Origin of the sequence: Chryseobacterium sp. X308 (assembly GCF_020733145.1) — a bacterium.
Taxonomy (GTDB): Bacteria; Bacteroidota; Bacteroidia; order Flavobacteriales; family Weeksellaceae; genus Chryseobacterium; species Chryseobacterium cupriresistens.
Genome location: NZ_JAJFZH010000032.1, coordinates 1 through 21244 on the forward strand (window position 1 = coordinate 1; position 21244 = coordinate 21244).

General features: G+C 36.9%; 11 protein-coding genes and 1 tRNA gene. 4 read left to right on the forward strand and 8 right to left on the reverse strand.

The genetic code is table 11. The annotated features are described in order from the left end of the window. Nucleotides 1-41: 41 nt before the first annotated feature. Together LIV57_RS21260 and LIV57_RS21265 are read left to right on the forward strand one after the other, a co-directional pair. A tRNA-Arg gene (locus tag LIV57_RS21260) sits at nucleotides 42-115 on the forward strand. A gap of 750 nt (nucleotides 116-865) precedes the next feature. Continuing rightward, the gene (locus LIV57_RS21265) at nucleotides 866-2341 is read left to right on the forward strand and encodes a tetratricopeptide repeat protein (RefSeq protein ID WP_227944206.1); all 1476 of its coding nucleotides are present in this window, start codon (nucleotides 866-868) and stop codon (nucleotides 2339-2341) included. 106 nt (nucleotides 2342-2447) lie between these two features. On the opposite strand, the gene LIV57_RS21270 is transcribed toward LIV57_RS21265, so the two are convergent. The 8 genes from LIV57_RS21270 to LIV57_RS21305 form a co-directional block, all read right to left on the reverse strand. Continuing rightward, nucleotides 2448-3287, reverse strand: a complete 840-nt coding sequence (locus tag LIV57_RS21270) for an SH3 domain-containing protein (protein WP_227944207.1) — start codon at nucleotides 3285-3287, stop codon at nucleotides 2448-2450. A gap of 25 nt (nucleotides 3288-3312) precedes the next feature. After that, nucleotides 3313-4140: a 50S ribosomal protein L11 methyltransferase gene (prmA, locus tag LIV57_RS21275; RefSeq protein WP_227944208.1), complete on the reverse strand. Its 828-nt coding sequence runs from the start codon at nucleotides 4138-4140 to the stop codon at nucleotides 3313-3315. 465 nt (nucleotides 4141-4605) lie between these two features. After that, the gene (locus LIV57_RS21280; RefSeq protein WP_227944209.1) at nucleotides 4606-5319 is read right to left on the reverse strand and encodes a 3-ketoacyl-ACP reductase; all 714 of its coding nucleotides are present in this window, start codon (nucleotides 5317-5319) and stop codon (nucleotides 4606-4608) included. 347 nt (nucleotides 5320-5666) lie between these two features. Beyond that, nucleotides 5667-7229 (reverse strand): calcineurin-like phosphoesterase C-terminal domain-containing protein, encoded by a 1563-nt coding sequence (locus LIV57_RS21285; protein ID WP_227944225.1) that lies wholly within the window; start codon nucleotides 7227-7229, stop codon nucleotides 5667-5669. A 64-nt stretch (nucleotides 7230-7293) separates the two neighbouring features. Further along, entirely contained in the window at nucleotides 7294-8742 is a 1449-nt protein-coding gene (locus tag LIV57_RS21290; protein WP_227944210.1) for a SusD/RagB family nutrient-binding outer membrane lipoprotein, read from the reverse strand. 10 nt (nucleotides 8743-8752) lie between these two features. Then, the gene (locus LIV57_RS21295; protein ID WP_227944211.1) at nucleotides 8753-11716 is read right to left on the reverse strand and encodes a SusC/RagA family TonB-linked outer membrane protein; all 2964 of its coding nucleotides are present in this window, start codon (nucleotides 11714-11716) and stop codon (nucleotides 8753-8755) included. Between the two features lie 476 nt (nucleotides 11717-12192). Continuing rightward, the gene (locus LIV57_RS21300) at nucleotides 12193-12939 is read right to left on the reverse strand and encodes a glycerophosphodiester phosphodiesterase family protein (protein WP_227944212.1); all 747 of its coding nucleotides are present in this window, start codon (nucleotides 12937-12939) and stop codon (nucleotides 12193-12195) included. A gap of 167 nt (nucleotides 12940-13106) precedes the next feature. Beyond that, on the reverse strand, nucleotides 13107-16190 hold the full coding sequence (locus LIV57_RS21305) for a TonB-dependent receptor (RefSeq protein ID WP_227944213.1): 3084 nt from the start codon (nucleotides 16188-16190) through the stop codon (nucleotides 13107-13109). Between the two features lie 324 nt (nucleotides 16191-16514). On the opposite strand from LIV57_RS21305, the gene ligA reads away from it, so the two are divergent. Together ligA and LIV57_RS21315 are read left to right on the forward strand one after the other, a co-directional pair. Further along, on the forward strand, nucleotides 16515-18521 hold the full coding sequence (ligA, locus tag LIV57_RS21310; RefSeq protein WP_227944214.1) for an NAD-dependent DNA ligase LigA: 2007 nt from the start codon (nucleotides 16515-16517) through the stop codon (nucleotides 18519-18521). 102 nt (nucleotides 18522-18623) lie between these two features. Further along, nucleotides 18624-21188, forward strand: coding sequence for a T9SS type A sorting domain-containing protein (locus LIV57_RS21315; RefSeq protein WP_227944215.1), 2565 nt, complete (start codon nucleotides 18624-18626; stop codon nucleotides 21186-21188). The last annotated feature ends 56 nt before the right edge of the window (nucleotides 21189-21244 follow it).

Below are 21244 nucleotides of genomic sequence, written 5' to 3' on the forward strand. Positions count from 1 at the left end.
TCGCAGGTTCGAATCCTGCCGCCCCGACTTAAAAAAATTTAGGGTGCGTAGCTCAGCTGGATAGAGCATCTGCCTTCTAAGCAGACGGTCAAAGGTTCGAATCCTTTCGCGCTCACTTAAAGACTTATTGGAAACAATGAGTCTTTTTTGTTTTAATACCCACAATTATTACAAACGAAAAAAAAGAAACAGGACATCCCGATTTCATCATTATGTATTGAAAATAACAAGTTTATTACCCGGATAACTTATTCTTCCTTTTGAAAAAAATCAATGCATAGTTTGTATAAAACATCTCATTGTAATCCTATCTGATATCTGATGTATTTGATATAATGTTCATTTTTCAGCAGTAGATCTATTTATATCTATTGTAAAGTAGGATTTGCAGTGTTAATTTTTAGTGAAAAACACAGGGAAAGAATGACTCACCCTTATTAATAAATTATTTTCTATTTCTTGATCACATCCCTTACGCAAAAGCAAACACAGCAGCCACAACATAACAAAGCCCATATACAGTACTCACACACTATGAATATACATCATGCATACAACATGATAAACAACCTTGAAGATAGCGCAAAAATAAAATGATGTATATATGATGTATTCTATTATTCTTCCCGATTGTTTTTTTTTTTGAAATTGCAGACAAGTTATCGATTCTAAAACACAAAGTAGATCAAAAAACCTTTATGATGCCTACAGGTGGGATTAATAATCCCACCCGTTTTTTTATAACCGGCATTATACTTAATGACAAGAATTAATAAACTGCAGTCTGTATCATAATGAATTCAATTTTGTCTTGCATCATATTTAATTCTTGTATTAACTCTAATACAGTATTTATTCTATGGCCATGAAGACATTGAAAAACTTTAATAGAATAATCTATTGCCTGATTTTTACATTTTGTTGTTCAAAACTGTTTGCACAGAACTATAATGTACAGCAAATAGATACTTTACTTATAAAAACCAATGAAGAACTCAGAACGAGATTGTCTAACAAGGATCTTATCATCTGGAATCAAAAAATTATAAAATCAGCCATTCAGAATAAATATCCTAAAGGAGAAGCCTGGGGTTATGCCAATATTGCGAATCGTCTCTGGCTGATAGGAGAATTTAAAAAGGCCATAGAATACCTGAATTATGCCGAGGAAAAATCAAAAAAGATTAATGACGACTTTCTTACGGGTAAAATCATCCAGGAATATTCACAAGTCTACAACAGAATGAATCTCCCCAAAATGGCTTTAGATTATAATTTAAAAGCCATGAAATATGCTTTAAGATTAAAAAAAGATAATCAGGACTGCCGTTTTTTCTTACGGTATGTCTATTCAACCCGATCGGTCTATTTCGACGGAATTAAACAGCATGATTCATCACTCGTCTATCTCCATAAAGCTATGAAAATAGATCCCAATCCTTTAGATATAGCCCATATAGCGAGGCATTATACAATATACAAGTGGAATTTAGATTCAGCCAACTCTTATTTTAAAAAAGCCTTTGACCTGCTAGACACCAAAAGGTTTAAGCATAATAAGTACCAAAGAGCAGTAACCTTATATGATTATGGTATCTTTATGCAGGTACAGAAAAAAAATAACGAGGCTATTGATGCTTTTACCCAATCTGTTAAACTGGCAAAAGAAGTCGACCGACCTCAGCTGGTTTTAAATGATTACAGATCGCTTGCCTCAGTGTACAAAGCACTAAAAAGAACTGACAAAGAAGTCGAGTATTTAAACAAAGCATCCTCACTAAATGATAGTATAGACGATAACCTAAGCAGTGCTATCACATTATCTTTCAACAAAATAACTGAAGAAGATGAGGAAGAAAAAATGAAAGCTAAAAATCAAGCAGCTTTATGGTATGGAGGGATCTCATTGGTAATTGTTACTGTATTGTCTCTTTATTTTTATCAGCAGATTAAAAGAAAGAAAAAAAAGCTTGTAGAAAGCAAACAAATCATTCTTCAGCAGGAAGAAGAAACAAAAATTCTAAAAAGAAAGCTCAGTGAAAATCATGAGCAGATCATCCAGCTGGCAAAAAAAAACAGTGTTGGCTTTTTATCATTATTTCAGAAAACTTATCCTGAAGTCTGCCAGCAGCTTTTAAAAATCAACCCTCGTCTTTCTCATTCCGATCTATCTTTCTGTGCTATGATATGGTTAGGATTCTCTTCAAAAGAAATTGCACAATATTCTTCAATGGAGCACAGATCTGTACAAACAAAGAAATACCGTTTACGCAAAAAATTATACCTTGATGCAGAAAGTGATCTCTATCAATCTATCAAATCAATAGCTGAAACTGAATAATTTTAATGAAAACGATGGTGGTTATCTGCAAATGGGTTTCATCATGACATTATACTAAAAATCCCTCAACCGTAATTGAGGGATTTTTATTGTTTCCATTCTGATTTTATTTCAGTCTGTATGTATTTCCATTCCAAAGGTAAGTTTTGGAAGAATGTTTTTTCTTCTCTCTGTCTTTCTCATCTACTTCCATATCTTCCACTTTTAAGATAAATGCATTGGGAATTCCTCCTTTATCATTTGGAAAAATATATTCTTCACTGTGATAAAAAGCACCGGCATCCCCTACATTCATTAATTGCGGAAGAGCAATAAGTTTTTTATCTTTAAAAAGAACGTACTGATCATAGCCGGCTATTCCACACGCTTCTCCGGAAACTGAAGCTTTAAGAGTAAATTCTACATTTTGAAGCTTGTGGCTGCTTTCTATATTGAAAGATCCGAAACTAAGCTCCTCTCCTTTTCCTGTATCAAAATATACCTCATCCATAAGTGTACTTCCTTCCATTACTTTGATTCCGGCAATATTCTGCTTTTCAGTCTCATTGAATTCTTTGTTCTTCCTGTCAATTGTTTTGGAAAGCCCAAAAAGGAAATCGTACCCGTTTTTATTGCGGTATCCTACACATAGATTACCACCCCAGATATATCCTTCCATTGTATTTTCTCCTTTCTGATAGGAGATTTTATACCAGTTGGCAGCTCTTTCTCCCAATTTCAGAACGCCTTCTTCTTTTTTAAGAATCATTATCTGCTGATTGGTCTGAAGTGAATCTACAATTCTGGCATTCACTCCCGGATCCAGTCTTACACGGGTCCAATCTGTAAAGATCTTCTGTGCTTTATTTTCTTCGAAACCAAAGATACCATCTGCATATACTTCATTTTCCTGAGCTGTAAAAAACTGCAGCATCAGTAAAAGTAAAGCTGTCCATAGAGTTTTCATATTCGTATTTTGTTTTTTTTGTGTGTTATTTTTCAAGCAGAAGACTTACCCATTCTTCACGCTGCAACTTCCTTTTAAGCTCTAGTCCGCTCTCTTTACATACTTCCAGAATATCATCTACATCAAAGAAGCAAAGGCCTGAAAGTAATAATTTTCCACCGTCATTCAATACTGAAACATAGGTTGGGATATCTGAAATCAAGATATTTCTGTTGATATTGGCTAAAATGATATCGTAATTCTCTTTGCCCAGGTTTTCTGCAGTTCCCTGTTCAATATCCAGTTCTACATTGTTTCTTACTGCATTTTCTTTTGAGTTTTCTACTGACCATTCATCAATATCAATAGCTTTGGTATCTCCGGCGCCCTGCTGTTTTGCATAAATGGCTAATACGGAAGTTCCGCATCCCATATCCAATACTTTTTTACCCTTGAAATCAATATCCATCATTTGCTGGATCATCAAATGGGTTGTAGGGTGATGCCCCGTTCCGAAAGACATTTTAGGCTGAATGATAATTTCATGCATTCCCGGTACAGATTCATGGAACTCTGCTCTGATCAATACTTTATCATCGATATTAATTGGAGAAAAATTCTTTTCCCATTCTTCGTTCCAATTGATATTCGGCATTTCTTCGAAAGAATATTCGATTTTTACGTTTTCGTTTTCAAAGATCGGAAGGGCTTTCAGCTGATCTTCGTGAAACAAATCTGTCTGGATATATCCTAAAATTCCGTCAATTTCTTCTGTAAAGCTGTCGAAACCTATTTCTATAAGTTCTGCCATTAATATCTCATTCCAGGGTTGCAATGGAGAAATCTTGAAATTGAATTCTAAATAATTTTGCATGTGAATAATTTCTGCAAAAATACTAATGTTATTACTGTTAAAAAAATGATGGAGCCATTTTTGGCTGAAACCGGGGATTTTTATGTTTTTTTGAGTGGATGAAAGCCCATTTTATTGATGGAATAAGATGGGTAGGTTTATTTGTGAAATTTTTATCCCACGGATCGCACTGATGCCACAGATGATTGCGTATAATATATTCAATAGGGATGGGCTTTAGCCCATCTTAAAAATCATGACAAATTCCATTGGCTTCAGCCAAAACTTATTTTTTCTATCCTAAAGGCTATGTAGATTTTTTGAAATGCGAAAGATTCTAAGTTTTGGCTAAAATTTAAATAGAAACATAAAAAATAAAGCGGGCTAAAGCCCGCTCCTATTGAATTTTATTGTTCATGAGAAGAATTCTTGTTAACAGCTTTAGACTTTAAACATTAAACTCTGAACTTTAAATTTTTAAATCTCTTAAGGATTCGTAGAGAAAATAGAACCGTTTGCGATGAGTGCTCTTCTGTTCATTTTCAGGATATCTCTTACCCATTCTGCAAAATCTTCCGGTTGTAATACTTTATCAGGATTTCCATCTGTAAGACCGCCCTGGATGCTCATATCAGAAGCAATAGTACTTGGAGTCAGCGTAATGACACGGATATTTTGTTTTCTCCATTCTGCCATCATGGATTGAGAAAGAGATACTACGGCTGCTTTTGAAGCGGCGTATGCAGACATATTCGGGCCTCCTTTCAGACCTGCAGTAGAGGCTACGTTCACGATATCACCTTCTCCTTTAGCTTTCATAAATGGATAAGCTGCCTTAGCTGCATAGTACACCCCGAAAAGATTGGTTTTAATCACCTGTTCCCATGTTTCAGAAGGCATTTCTTCGATAGAACCAAAGTCTCCGATTCCCGCATTATTGATCAGAATATCAATTCCTCCCAACTGCTCTGCTAAAGATTCTATTCCAGCTTTTACCTGAATTTCATTGTCTACAGAAAATACGGCATATGCTGAATGTACTCCTGTTTTTTTGATTTCTTCAACCGTCATTTTAAGGTTCTCTTCGTTTCTTCCTGTAATGGCAACGTTTACTCCTTCATTGGCTAAAGCTAATGCTACAGCTTTTCCTAATCCTCTTCCGCCACCTGTTACAATGGCATTTTTTCCGTTTATATTCATAGTAATGATACTTTTCTTACTACAAAGTTACGAAAGAACATTTTTACGAAGCATTGAAAGCATAGATTTAACTTATATTTTATTTAACCACAAAAGCCACAAAAGATGATTAACATTGAGAAATTTAAAGTTGTAATCACTCTTCATAAAAGTTCACATAAAATGAAAACATATATTTTTTATATAAAATCTAAGTGTACTTCATTAAACTTAAAATTATAGCTTAAAAAAATTGTGTTTTTAAAAACTTTTGTGATTTTTGTGGTTTATCTATGCTTCATTAAACATTAAAACCGGCTCATAAGAACCGGTTTCAAAATCTAAAAAAAGGTATAGTAAAAAAAAGCTTAAGGAATCTGGATGGCGTTCTGAACTTCAAATTCTTCTGAAGCTGAGAATTCATTCCCATACATATCGACAGCTTTCACCTCAACTTTGTGTTTTCCTAATGCTAATTTCTTAGGAAAATCCGCTTCCCAGATATGCTTTGACATTTCAGGATTAGAAGGTCTTCTTCCCGGAAGAATTTTCTCTGTAGAATCCCATTTGAAAACAGAAAGAGCAAAATTCGGGTCGATGGTTTCATCATATGTCATTTCTTCCCATTTTCCACCGTCTATTCTGTATTCTACTTTGTCTTTTTTGCTTCCCATGAAGAAATTGGCCAGCACTTTTGCTGAAGTTCTTGACGAAGAAATCACTTTCGGAACATATAATTTGATCTGATAGTCTTCCGGTTTTCCGGCAGTTCTGTATTTTACTTTATACTGATTGTCTGTAAAGCTGATGAAAGAATATCCTTTCGCGGTTCCGTCTCTCATGGTTGAGGTAGGAAGTCCGGCATCATCCGGTGTTCCTGAATACCAGTCGCCGCAGGTAGTTCCAACATTATATTCGTGTAATTCTTTGATTCCGTTCCAGCCTGCTTTTTTGCCGTAGAAAATCTGCTGCTGGATATGGGTATGTGCTGATAAAAGCAATACATTCCGGAAAGGATTTAAGAAATCAAATAACTTCTGACGGTCCGCATTTCTGAAGTTGTCTTCATTATTATGTTCCAATGGAATATGGAAAGAAATGACAATCAGTTTATTCTTATCAACCAGTTTCAGATCGTTTTCAATAAACTGAAGCTGGTCTTCACGGAATCCGCCCCAGTATCCTTTGCCATCTCTCGGATCCGGATAAAGAATATCATCCAAAATAATAAAGTGTACATTACCATAGTTGAAAGCGTAATTGGCCGGACCAAAGTTCGATTCAAATGTTTCATCGGAAAGCTTGTCTTCTTTTGCATCATAATTCATATCATGATTTCCCATCACATTATACCAAGGCAATCCAACTTCTTTCATAACGTCTGCATAAGGTTTCTGAAGGCTTAGATTATCACCTACCAAATCTCCCAGACTGATTCCCAGTACTGCATTTTTCTTAGTATTTTTCACTTCGTTTACGATTCCTCTTTTGAAGTAGTCCAGTTCTTTTTCTGTGTAAGGCTGCGGATCACCGAAAACAAGGATGTCAAAATTTTTGTTTTCGTTTTGCTTATAAAGCGGGAAGTTCAGTTCTTTGGGAAGGTCTCCTGTGGGCGCTACTCCTTTATATTTAAAATCTGCAGGGGATCCATTGGGTTTATAATGATAATAAAACTGTGGAAGATTGTTTGTATTTAAAGCTGTCTGATATCCTGAAGGTTTGATGACAAAAACAGTCTGATCTTCCTGAACCGGCAGGCTGTATCTTCCGTTTTTATCGGTAAGAACTACCTGAACACCATTAGAAACGGCTACTCCTTCAATTCCTTTTTCGCGGTTTTCTTTCTTTTGATTTTTGTTACTGTCTTCGAATACATATCCGGCAACAGAGGCTTGTGAGAAGGCCATTGCTGAAACCAGCATGCAAGGCATGATGTATTTTATATTGATACTCATTTTTTTAAATTTTTAAATTATTTTAAACTTTAAATCCCAATTATTTATTCCACCACATTTTCACATTGATATTGTCTCCACCCATGGATTGTACGGCTGCATTATAGTTATCAGCATTCATCACTTTTGTAGCGGTAGGATACATGAATCTCACAGGCATCTGTCCGCCGTTCTGAAGTCCGCCGTTATTTGGAAGTGCCGGAAGTTTGGTACGTCTGTACTCATACCATTGCTGATGATCAACAAAAAACAGGGAAATGTATTTCTGAAGCATAATTTTTTCCAGAGACCCGTCATACGCCACTTTAGGATTACTGAAGTAATTGGCAGGAACTGTTGCTCCCCACTGTTCAATAATAGATTTCACCCCGGTTTCGTAATAGGTCTGCTGATTTCCTGCGATGATTCCTTTATTGACTAATTCTGCCAGGATAAACTGTACTTCAGAATAGGTCATGATTAAAATCTTTAAAGGGGCTTTCGCCAGGTTCTGGTTCAGGTTGGAAGGCTGATAGTTGAAAGAGGTTCCCAAAGCATATCCTGATGGAGCTCCTTTATAACCAAGGTCTTCTCCTGATGTTGCTTTAGCTTTCGTAAAAAACATGCTCATCCTTGGATCATTGTTATCTTTCATCGCATTAACAAAGAATTCACCTGCTGCCCTGTACGCTGTAAAATCCTGTGGACGGGCGATCGGCGGTAAGTAAGGAGATATTCCGGAAAGTGGCAGAACTGCGCTGTCTGTATTGTTCTGGAAAATTGGGTATTGTGCCGGATTATTGATAATTTCCTGAATTCTTTCATACACATTCACTTCTCCGTTCCGGCTTAGAATTCTGGTCAGTAACCTTAATGATAGAGAGTTACAGAATTTTTTCCATCCTAAAATTCCGGTCTGACTATTTGTATTGGCGTTATAAAACAGATCTGTTTCCGTTAATGCCTGATTGGTATTGAATAACGAGTTGGCTGTTTTCAGGTCATTTAACAGCTGGATATAGACATCTTTCTGCTTATCATATTTTGGTTTTAAAATATTTTCTTCAACTCTTAATGCTTCAGATAAAGGGATATCCCCAAAAGCATCAGTAAGATTGGAAGCAATCCATGCGTTCAGGACCATTGAAATAGCCAGATAATTATTATTCTGTTCTTTTGTTGCATATTTTCTAAGATCGCTTACCTGCTTAAGCCATCTGTAAGAAGTATTCCAGTATCCGTTACCACTTTTTTCATCCATATAATATCTGCTGTAGGAATTTCCTTCATTGGGAAAATCTAAAGCGATCTGCATGATATCAAATGTAAAATCATCTGCCCTGTTATAGCCATAACTTCCCATTTCATACTGGATCGGAGCGAGAAGGCTGCCAACTGAAGGGTCTTTAACTTTACTGGTATCTGTATTCATTTCATCAAAGGTTCTGTCACAGGATTGAAGCATGAAAACAGAAACTGCCAATGTCAGATGTATGATTATTTTTTTCATTTTTAAAATTTTAGAATTTAAGATTTAACTGAAAACCAACTGTTCTTGCTGTCGGAAGCTGTCCCATTTCCACTCCCGGAGTGATGGTTGCATTGTCCAGTGTAGCCACTTCAGGGTCAAACATCGGGAACTTGGTCCACATCCATAAGTTCTTTCCGAAAATGGCAATGGTAAGGTCATCCAGACCTATAGATTTTATGGTTTCTTTCGGGAAGGAATAAGCAATTCTTGCGTCTCTCAGTTTAATAAAGTCCGTACTGAAGCTGTTGGTCTCCACATTGGCTCTCCTGTAATAATCTCCGTAATAAGAAGATACCAGTACTCCTTTTGTGTTGGGACTGAAGGAGCCATCAGGGTTCTGAACTACTCCGTCTCCTACAATTATTCCGCCAGGGTTGTCTCTTCCCGGAAGGGTCGATTTCAGCTTACCTTGTTCAGACATTTTATGATGTGACTGGGAATATGCAATACCACCATACTGACCGTCAAATGAGAAACTGATCGTAAAGTTTTTGATTTTGAAATCATTCTGAAGACCGGCTCTCCATTTCGGGAACGCATTTCCTACTTTTTCAATATCTGCGGGTCTTGCAGGAAGCCCGTTGTCTCCGTAAATTACTTTTCCGTCCGGGTTTCTTAATAATTTAAATCCATACATATCTCCCAGTGAACCACCTACTTCCATTTTATAGAATACTACATCTCCTACGTTGGAAACAATGCCATCAAAGCCTTCAGGTAAGGTCATCACTCTGTTTTCGTTCGTAGACCAGTTTCCACCTACTTTCCATGAGAAATCTTTGCCTTTTACAACTAAGATATCGGCAGAAAGTTCAAGACCTCTGTTTCGGATTTTTCCCGCATTAATGATCCTTTTGGAATATCCTGCTTCGGTAGGTAACGATACAGGGATGATCTGGTTTTCACTGAAATTCTGATAGGCAGTAAGATTCAGGTTCAATCTGTTTTTGAAAAGGCTGAAATCCATACCGGCTTCTATATTGGTATTTTTCTCAGGTTTAAGGGTAGGATTATTAAAAGTGGTAGGTGCTACTACACTTCCTGTAATGTTGCTTGCTGTATAATAATTGTCCAAAAGATAAGGATCACTGTCAATCCCTACTTTTGCCCATGAAGCTCTCAGTTTCCATAAGTTCAGATTATTGCTTTTCAGATTAAAAATATCTGATAAAATGAAACTGGTACTCACCGAAGGATAAAAGAATGATCTGTTTTGCTTCGGAAGCGTAGAGCTCCAGTCGTTTCTTCCGGTAACGTCCACAAATATTTTATTGTCATATCCCAGGGTAAGCAAACCGTAAACACTGTCTACATGTTTATCTCTTGGTGCCGGATATTTAACCGGAATAGAAAGTGCATTGGTAAGGCTGTATTCCCCTGCTGTTTTCAGTCCGATGGCCTGATAATCATTAAGCAGGTATTCATTATAACGGATGCTTCCCCCTGCTGACGCTGAAATACTGAATTTATTCCAGTCTGCTTTATAAGAAAATAAAAGATCATTATTATATTCCTGGTTTTTGATAAACTGCTCTCTATAGAAACCTTTCAGGTAATTGGCAGAACTCCATGGTCTTTTGGTCGTTCTTTTTTCATTCAGGATTTCAATCCCTGACCTCAGCATTATACTAAAATTTTTATTAAACTGATAATCTGCCGTAATATTTCCTGTAATCGTCTTCTTTCTGACTCCATTCAGCATTTCGTAAGCAATCATATAAGGATTGTCTATATAAGAACTGAACGGATGGATCTGATCAACCTGTTCCTGCCCCGGCTTCCAGATCGGTTTATACCACTCCAGATCCACATTGGGATTCTGGAAGATCATGAAGTAAGAGATCGACTGATTGTTGTATCCCGTCGCAGGAAGGTTGTCACTGGTAGTAGTGTTATAAGCAAATTTTGTTGATATTTTTAATTTTTGGGTAAGCTGATGGGCAAATGACAAAGCAAAATTGAATCTGTCGAAGCCTGTATTTGGCATCATCCATTCGTTATTAAGATAGGTAAGTGAAGATCTGAAGCTGGTTTTCTCATTGGAGCTTTCTACCGAGATACTGTTAGAGTAAGTAGAACCTGTTCTCCAGAAACCTTTAATATTATTTTCATAAGGTCTCCATAATTGTCTTTCCTTGCTCTGTCCCATCACATTAGGATCGTATTGGAAATAATACTGTCCGGCGAATTTAGGACCAAAAGCACTACTGGTTCCTCCGGTACTTGGTCCATCAGGAGAAAGGCCATAAGAGTAGTAAAAATTTCCTGCTGTATTGGTGGCCAGTGTTCCTTGTCCGTATTCGTATTGCCAGTCCGGCCATTTCAAGACGGAATCAAAGCTTGAGGAAGAGTTAAAAGTGACTCTCAGTTTTCCGTTTTTAGTTTTGCCGGATTTTGTGGTGATCATTAAGGCTCCATTGGCAGCGCGTGATCCGTATAATGCGGCTGCAGAAGCTCCTTTCAATACCGTTACGGATTCAATATCATCAGGATTGATGCTGTTCAATCCATTTCCAAGATCGATGGGAACATCGCCGCCGGAACCTGCTCCATACGCAGCCGTACCGGAACCTGTGGTAGAATTCCCCAATGGCACTCCATCCACAACAATCAGAGCGTAGTTGTGATCCATCATAATAGATTTTTCCCCTCTCAGAGTAATTCTGGAAGTTCCCAACGGCCCTGCTCCGGCAGTCTGGATTTTAAGGCCTGCCACCTTCCCTTCCATGGATTGCGCCCAGTTGTTGTTCTGGGTTTCTTCAAATGTTTTGGCATCTACTTTTTCGGCAACATACCCTAAAGCTCTGTCGTGCCTCTTGATTCCCAAAGCAGTTACAACTACTTCATCAATTCCTTTAATGGTGTCCTTTTTAGCTTTCTGCTGAGCTGCCAGATTGACGCTGACCAATCCTAACAGCGACAAAACCAACAGTTTTTGTGTCTCTTTACGCATTTCCTTTTTGTTTGCGCAAAATTAGAACGACATTACCAGGATGATCTTAACATGACTTTAACGTTTCTTAAAAATTCATTAAACCATATATTAATCAAGTCTTAACAAAACTATTTAAACAACTAATAAACAAACACTTAAGCAATTAAGTATTTTTAATACGGTGGTAAAGATGCATTTATGTATCTTTATTGTCTTGCTTTGAGATAATACCACATGAAATACATAAAAGTATGACTTACAGCATATTAAAAACAAACCCAAACATCTGTTTATATCATTTATTATTAAAAAAGGGGCTTAACTGCTAAAAAGAAACAGTCTGCCTCTTGATAATGGGCAGACTGTATAAATTATTGGTTATTTGTGGAGATGGTTAAAAAATTCCGTTTGCCCACCCCCGTCAAAAATTCTTTGATTTTTGACACTCCTCCGGAGGTGGTCCTTCAGTTGTTATATTTCTGAAGATTTTAAATCTATTTATTCTTCAACTGATCAGGAATATTTGTTGTTACGAATCCTATCCCTTGTTTTTTCAATTCTTCGTAAACAGCAACGTCATTTACGGTCCATGAATTGGTAATTAACCCTAATGCTTTTGCATCAGCAATCCATGTTGGGTTTTTCTGGAAGACACTGTAGTGGTAATCCATTCCGTCTAATCCTTCTTTTTTGATCTGCTCAGGAGACAGTTCACCGTTCAGATACTGAACTTTAAAAGACGGAGCCAGTTTTTTGATCTCTTTGCAGATATTAAGACTGAAAGAAATAAATTCACTTTGAGATTCCAGCTTCATATCTTTAATCATTTTGATCGTTTTCTCTGTAATTTCATTTTCTATTTCCGGAGTTTTCGCTGGCTTGATCTCAACGATCAGCTTCAGAGATTTGTCTTTTTTTCCCTGTTTTAAATAATCTTTTAAGGTCGGGAATTTTTCTCCGTTGGATAATTTCAAGGCTTCCAGTTCTTTGAAAGGAGTTTCTGAAATTTCCATTTTACCATGGTGTTCATCATGATTGATCACCAATACACCATCTTTTGTCATTCTTACATCAAATTCCGACCCATATATTTTTAATTTCTGGGCATTTTCCAATGACTGAATTGAATTCTCTGTTGTTGGAGGCTCAGCCTGGAAATATCCTCTATGGGCAATAATCTGGGTTTGTGCTTTCATCATAACTGTACTTAAAACTGCTAACCCTAAGATAAAATTTTTCATAATATAATTTTAAATTATTAAAATAAAGTCGTGAAACTTCCTGATAAAGGTAGTTATTACAAAATAAAAACCAAAAGACATAAAAGATTTACTGATTAAAGCTAAGTGAGATTTACCATAGCCGGCTCAATTTCTTTTATGTCTTCAGTGGTTAAGAAAGGTAAAAGTTAGAAACTGTATTTTGCACCGATCTGGATCTGGTAAGGATTTCCTGTCAGAGGAACCAAACCGCCTCCACTTACGTTTTTGGTGTATTCGTACTGCATCGTATCTTTATTAAACTTCGTCACTTTATACAGAGAAGTATTTCCGTATGATTTGTTTACCCCCCATTCTTTGTTCAGAAGGTTGGCTACATTGAAAATATCTACGGAAAGTTCGAAAGCTCCCACTTTATCGAATTTAATTTTTTTCGCTACACGAACGTCCCAGACTCCATAGAAACCATTTTTACCACCATTACGTTCTGCAATTTTTCCGTTATATTCAGTGATATAATCTTTCAGAGCCTGTCCTACCTGTGGATCATCCAAAATAGATTGGGTAAGATTCGGGAAGATAAAAGCAAGATCATTGGAATCTACGAAGTCTCCGTTGATATTTCCTCCTGTTGTTGCAGAGAAACGGGTTCCTCCGATTCCTGAATACCTGATTCCCAATGTGAAGCCTGCAATCGTAGGCGAGTTACCATAAATAACGACTTTATTACGGAACTGGTTGTCTGAATACGTCATTCTTAAATCTCTCGGATCACTCTGAATCATCGTAGACAATGTTGCAGAGTTCGCTACGTTTCCGTTATAGGAAGTATTGTCTTTAATATCAGACCATGTATAACTTGCGGTGATTTCTCCATCTTTCCAGTAACGGTAACTTGTATCGATTACGAATGAGAACTGGTTTACTTTACCATCGCTCACCAATTCAAGTACTCTTCCGAAATCATTATTGATTCTTCCCTGTTTCCAGTCGAAACTTACACTGTTATTGGCATTATTGGTAATAGCCCCTGTAGGAATAAATACACCTCTACCACCTTCGTTAGCTAGTGTAAAGAAAGGATTGGCCACCATGTTTCTGTCGTAGTAATAGTAGTTATTTCTACCCAAAGCCATATATCCTGCAATTCCTGCTCTGAACCTTTCATTGAAGAAGTGGGTATAAGAGATATTCGCTTTATAAACGATCGGGATCTTTGCATCCTTACCGGTATAGTTGATCGTTGGAATCTGCTTCTGAGAAAGTGACGGAACCGTATTGTAATCATCTCTATAGCTGTTGAAATCCGGGAACGGAACATCTTTACCCGTTACATCCACAGTAGCCAGATGCTTTCCGTCAAATACAAGGTTGTTGATGATCATATAATTGTTGATATCGGAAGAGAAAATTCCGGAACCGAACTTCAGGAAGTCTTTATTTCCTTCATTGATGTTCCAGTCAAACTGGAATCTTGGCTGGATGACAAATGATTTGATCTGATTGTCGGTTCTGATTCCCATTTCATCAAACAGTTTCTGGTTGAATTCTGCTTTCGGGTAACCACCGTAATCTAACCTCAAACCAGCCATTAAATCAAGTCCTTTAGCTACTTTGGTCTGGAATTGCCCATAGAGACCGATGTTCCAGATATTTGATCTGACAGACGGATCGGCCACCAAAGGAACTTCTCTATAGAATCTGTAAGGTGTCATGGCCTCAAAATTGCTCATTCCCTGGAAATGGAATCTTCCATTCACCTCACTTCCGTATACCGATTTTGCTGTTGTATACATAAGGTCTGCTCCGAAAGTATATTTTACCTTATCCGTATTATAATATAGGTTATCTACGATCTGAAATACATTATTTCTAAAGCTTTCCTGAGCAAAACGATGCCCTCCGATCTGAATATTCGTAGATCCCGCACTGGAAGAGACTCCTTCAACAATAGCTCTCGGTACAGGTTTTCCTAATTGATTGTTCTGGTAACTGTCCTGGAAAGTATAAAGATACTGCGCCTTTAATTCGTTGGTTAAGTTAGGTCTCAGATTTGATCTTAAGGTCAATAATAAACTGTTATCAAGGTTTTTGTCATTTCCGTACGACTCAAAAAAGTTGATATTGGTATTATCACCTAATCCGTTTTTGTTAAGATCGTAAGTAAAGTTATTTCTGAGGGTTAATAAGTTCTTTTCATTGATCTGCCAGTCTAGACGTAAGAAACCGGCATCAGAGTTTCTCACTTTATCAAAAGTTCCGAATTGCGGGCTGCTTCCCACTCCATATTTTGCTCTTGCAATATCCAGGAACTGATTAAGAGTCTGTGTTGTCGTATTGAATCTCTTCTCATCATCTGGAGATTTGATATCAGCAATCACTAAAGGTCTTGAATCCAACTGATGATCCCATGCTACGAAGAAGTGTAATTTATTTTTAATGATTGGTCCGCCTAATGAAAATCCGAACTGAGAAGTGGAGAAATCATTATTTCTTTTGTTTCCTCTGATATCATAAGGGCTGGAAAGCCAGTTTGTTCTTAAATATTCCCAGGCACTTCCGGAAAATTTATTGGTTCCTGATTTGGTAACAGCACTTACTGTTCCTCCTCCACTTCTTCCCAATGTAACATCATATTGGTTGGTAGTGATTTTGAATTCACGTACTGCTTCAATAGAGATGGAGAATGGTGCACCGCTTCGGCTCGTTGTTGATCCTGCAGAAGTAGGATTTTTTGCGGTCATCCCATCAATCGTAAAGTTGGTGGAAGATCCAAGCTGACCGGAAAGGTTTCCTCCTTTTCCACTTAACGGAGACAGTTCCGTAAGATTGGTAAAGTTTCGTCCGTTCACCGGAAGCATGCTGATGTTTTTCGCAGAAATTGCGGTAGCTGCTCCCAGGTTTCCGATCTTGTTTTTAAGGTTTCCTGTAATTTTTACTTCCTCAATAGTCTTTTCGTTCCCCAGATCCATATTCACGGTCACCTGATCTCCGAAGTTGACATTATAACCTTCTTTTTTATCATCATTGACAATGACCGTGTAAGGCCCGCCAAGAGGAATTTCTTTAAAAATATATTCCCCTTTTGAGTTGGTTTCCGTTTCCGTTCTGAATCCTGTGGACTCATTCACGATCGTTACTTTCACTTTTTCCTGAGCCGTACTTCCCGGTCCGGTAACTTTCCCTACAATAGAAGCCTGCGTGGTCTGTGCATAAGCCATTGTCCCAAGCCCTAAAAACAATAATCCCAGTACAATCTTTACTTTTTTCATTTCTTCCGAAGATCTATATTATTAATTTTTTGATGTTAGCCCGGAAACCTCTTTGATTTTCACAATGATAGATCATTCAGAGGTTTCTTTCAATCAGATGTGCAAAGGTATTTTGACTTTAAGAGCGCGGTGTTTAAGAAAGCTTTAACATTCTTTTAATTAAATCAGAACGTTATGTTAAATTATTTTAAACACGTGTTTTATTTTCTGTAAAACCAGTAGGTTAAGACATATTAAGCATTTTTAATTTTCCTATACTATTTTATTCTGTTATTTTTTAAATGCAATTACTTTAGTTATTTTTGCTCAAAAGATAGAAACCCAATGTCTGAAAATATTCAACAAAAGATAGAACAGCTCCGCAAAGAGCTTCACCAGCATAACGAAAACTACTACCAACTGGATACTCCTACCATTACAGATTATGAATTTGACATGCTTCTGGAGGAGCTACAGGATCTGGAGGCCAGGTACCCAGAGTTTTATGATGCAAATTCTCCTACAGTTCGTGTAGGTGGTGGTGTTACCAAGGTTTTCCCCACAATTCAGCATAAATTCAGAATGTATTCACTGGACAATTCCTATGATTTTGACGATCTGGAAGACTGGGAGAAACGAATCATCAAAACCATTGAAGATCCTGTAGAATTTGTTGCTGAGCTGAAGTATGACGGTGCATCCATTTCTATTCTTTATGAAAACGGAAAACTGTCTCAGGCGGTTACGCGTGGTGATGGTTTCCAGGGTGATGAGATTACCCCAAACGTGAGAACCATTTCAGATATTCCTCTGACTTTAAAAGGTGATTTCCCTGCTCATTTTTTTATGCGTGGTGAAATTTATCTGACCAGAAAAAACTTTGACAAAATCAATAGACTGCGTGAGGAAGAAGGCCTTGATCCCTTCATGAATCCAAGAAATACGGCCAGCGGAAGTTTGAAAATGCAGGACAGCGCTGAGGTAAGAAAACGCGGACTTTCTTCTGTATTGTATCAGTTTATTTCTGATGAAGTTCCTGCGGAAACCCATTGGGAACTGCTTCAGAAAGCTCAGAGCTGGGGCTTCAAAACCTCCCAGCAGGCCAAATTATGTAAAACAATGGCTGAGGTACAGGAGTTTATCACGTTCTGGGACACAGAACGCCATAATCTACCTTTTGAAATTGACGGAATTGTTTTAAAAGTGAATTCACTACAACAGCAGAGACAGCTTGGTTATACAGCGAAATCTCCCCGTTGGGCAATGGCTTATAAATTTAAAGCAGAAAAAGTAGAAACAGAACTTCAAAGTGTCTCTTATCAGGTGGGAAGAACCGGAGCTATTACTCCTGTTGCCAACCTTAAACCTGTATTACTGGCCGGAACCATTGTGAAAAGAGCTTCTCTGCACAATGAAGATATCATCAAAAAGCTGGATCTTCATGAACATGATTTCGTGTACGTAGAAAAAGGAGGTGAAATTATTCCTAAAATCGTAGGGGTAAACACAGATAAAAGAACGGAAGAAAGCAGAGAAATTGAATATATCAAACATTGTCCTGAATGTGGTACCGAGCTAGTAAAAATTGAAGATCAGGCCATCCATTTCTGCCCGAACGAGCTTCACTGCCCTCCACAGGTAGTAGGAAGAATGATTCATTATGTTTCCAGAAAAGCTTTGAATATTGATAATCTTGGAAGTGAAACTATTGAACAGCTGTACAGAGAAAGACTGATTGAAAATCCTGCTGACTTCTATGTTTTAACAAAAGAACAGCTTCTTCCGTTGGAAAGAATGGCTGAAAAATCTGCACAGAATATCGTCACAGGAATTGAAAAATCCAAAGAAATTCCTTTTGAGAAAGTATTGTACGGAATCGGGATCAAGCATGTAGGGGAAACGGTTGCCAAGAAACTGGTTAAAAACTTCCCGACGATTGAAGAATTGAAAAATGCTACGGTAGAAGAGCTTTGCCAGGTAGAAGACATAGGAGCTAAAATTGCAGTGAGTATTGTTGATTTCTTCCAGAATTCTGAAAACGTGTTGATGATCGAGCGATTGAAATCTTACGGAGTACAGCTTGAAAAAGGAGAAGGTACCAATGAGGTTCTATCCAATGTTCTGGAAGGAAAAACTTTCCTGTTCACCGGAAAATTGTCATTATTCACCAGAGAATCTGCAGAAGAAATGGTAGAAAAGCATGGTGGGAAAAATATTTCTGCAGTTTCAAAAAACCTCAACTATCTTGTAGTAGGTGAAAAAGCCGGAAGCAAACTGAAAAAAGCTCAGGATATCGGAACAATTACGATTCTGGATGAGCAGCAGTTTCTGGATCTGATTGAGAAACAGTAATAAAATCAAAATAATATTAAATAAACCATTAAGATATTGTCTTAATGGTTTATTTTTGCAATCAATTCTATAAAAAGAATAAAAAAAATAACAAACTAAACCATGAAAAAAATCTACTTAATCATTTTGATGATTCTGTTTGCACAGTTTCAGGCTCAGACGTTAAATGTCGATACCTATTTGAAAACAAAATTGTTTACTTACGGCGCAACAAGTGATTCTAACGGAAACTTTATTACTCTGGACACAAATAATGATGGACAGATTCAACTATCAGAAGCTTCGCTGGTTTATAAAATAAATCTATCTGATCTTTCAAATGCTATTACAACAGGTTTATCAGTACTTACTGAATTTCCAAATTTAACTGAGCTAAAACTAACAAATCCTGATATATCCTCTAATCTGGTTTTCAGTAATTATACTAACCTTCAAAAATTAATTTTTTCAGGCGGAACAGTAGGTAACGTAACGATTGAAAACTGCAATGCTATAAATACCGCACAACTTGGCAGCGCAGGAAACGTTATAAATATTCAGAACACTTCAGTACAAGAAATTTCTGTTTCCAACATTAATGGGTTTACTATTTCCGGACTTCCTAATCTTACAAAATTATCATTGGAGAATTCAACGATGACTTCTTTAAATTTAAGTAACCTCCCTGCGCTGGAAGAAGTAAATGTTAGTCAAAACCAATTTCTGACAAGTATTAATTTTGCCGGAGATACAGCGTTGAAAAAACTAGAATTATTCCGTAATAAACTAAGCAGTCTTTCGATTCCTAATCCTTCTTTAGTAAACTATTTAAGTATAAGCTTCAATCTTTTCCAGACTTTCGACGTAACCCCTTATACCGGATTGGTAATGTTTCTTGCTAACGACAACCAAATCACAAGTCTGGACTTTAGTTCAAGCCCTCTGATTGGAATGCTTTATATTTACAATAATCAGCTTACTACATTAACACTTAATAATAATCCAATTTTAGGTTATTTGTATGCCAATAATAATCATATAACCAATATTGCATTTGATCAGGCAAAAGGCTTAAAAGGTATTCAGGTAATGAATAATTCGCTTACGAATATTGATTTATCAAAGCAGACTATTCTGGATATTGCAGATCTTGATAATAATCTTACTTTACAGACTTTAAATCTTAAAAACGGAAAGCATAATTATCTTGGCATTGGCTTTTCAAATACACCACAACTGCAATATGTATGCACTGACCCTATAGAAACTAACTATGTAATATCGCAATTAGCATCCTATAATCAACCCAATGCTGTTGTAAATTCTTATTGTTCTTTCACACCAGGAGGCTCTTCTTATTTTATCCTTCAGGGTAAAACAAGATATGACATGAACACAAATGGATGCGACATTAATGACATGATAAAACCTTTTCAAAAATTCAATATTTTAGGGCAAAACATGGCCATTTCAGATGCGTTCGGATCTTATTCTTTCCCTCTGATATACGGAACTAATACTATCTCTCCTGTGTTGGAGAATCCTTCTTATTTTAATATTACGCCCCCTTCATTCACTACCAATTTCCCAACACAGGTAAGTCCTTATACGCAGAACTTTTGTTTAACAGCAAATGGTACCCACAATGATATGGAAATTGTTATTATTCCTATGCAGGCAGCAGTTCCGGGATTTGTTACTCAATATAAAATCTTTTATAAAAACAAAGGAACAGGAACACAATCCGGAAATATAGCTTTTAATTTTGATCATACCCGAATGGTCTATCAGTCTGCAACGACATCTCCAAGCTCTCAATCTACCGGTATATTGAACTGGAGTTTCACGAATCTTCTTCCTTTTGAAACCAAAGAAATTACCTTAACGCTGAAATTAAATACCCCAACACAGACTCCACCACTAAATGGAGGTGATATTTTGCATTATACAGCACAAATCAACGGAGCTGCTGATGAAACACCTGCTGACAATAACTTCACGTTGAACCAAACGGTTGTCAATTCTTTTGACCCGAATGATAAGACCTGTCTTGAAGGAACTACCATTGCGCAAACCCAGGTTGGAGATTATGTGCATTATCTGATCAGATTTGAAAATACGGGAACAGCAAATGCAAAGAATATTGTGGTGAAAGATGAAATTGACATTACTAAATTTGATATTTCTTCCCTGATTGCATTAAATGGAAGCCATAATTTTGTAACAAGAATTACCAGTCCGAATACGGTGGAATTTATCTTTGAAAACATCCAACTACCTTTTGATGATGCGAATAATGACGGATATGTTTCGTTTAAAATTAAAACAAAATCTACCTTAAATCCTGGGGATAGCTTCAGCAATACAGCAAAAATCTATTTCGACTACAACGCTCCGATTGTTACCAATACATATACAACAAGTATTCAAAATGTATTGGCAACAGCTGAAAACGATAAGGAAAACACCATTATTGCTGTTTATCCGAATCCGGTAAGAGATATTTTACATATTCAATCTAAAAATGAAATTATAAAAGCTGAAATCTATGATGCAGCAGGAAGAATTATCAGCTCAACAAATGTAAAAGGAAACTCCATTCCTGTTTCTGAACTTTCTAAAGGAAATTATATTCTCAAAGTTTTCTTGAAAGACAAAGTAATTGTACAGAAGTTTATCAAGGAGTAAGCTCACGACTGTTATAAAAAAAGCTGCGAATAATTTTCGCAGCTTTTTTATTTAAA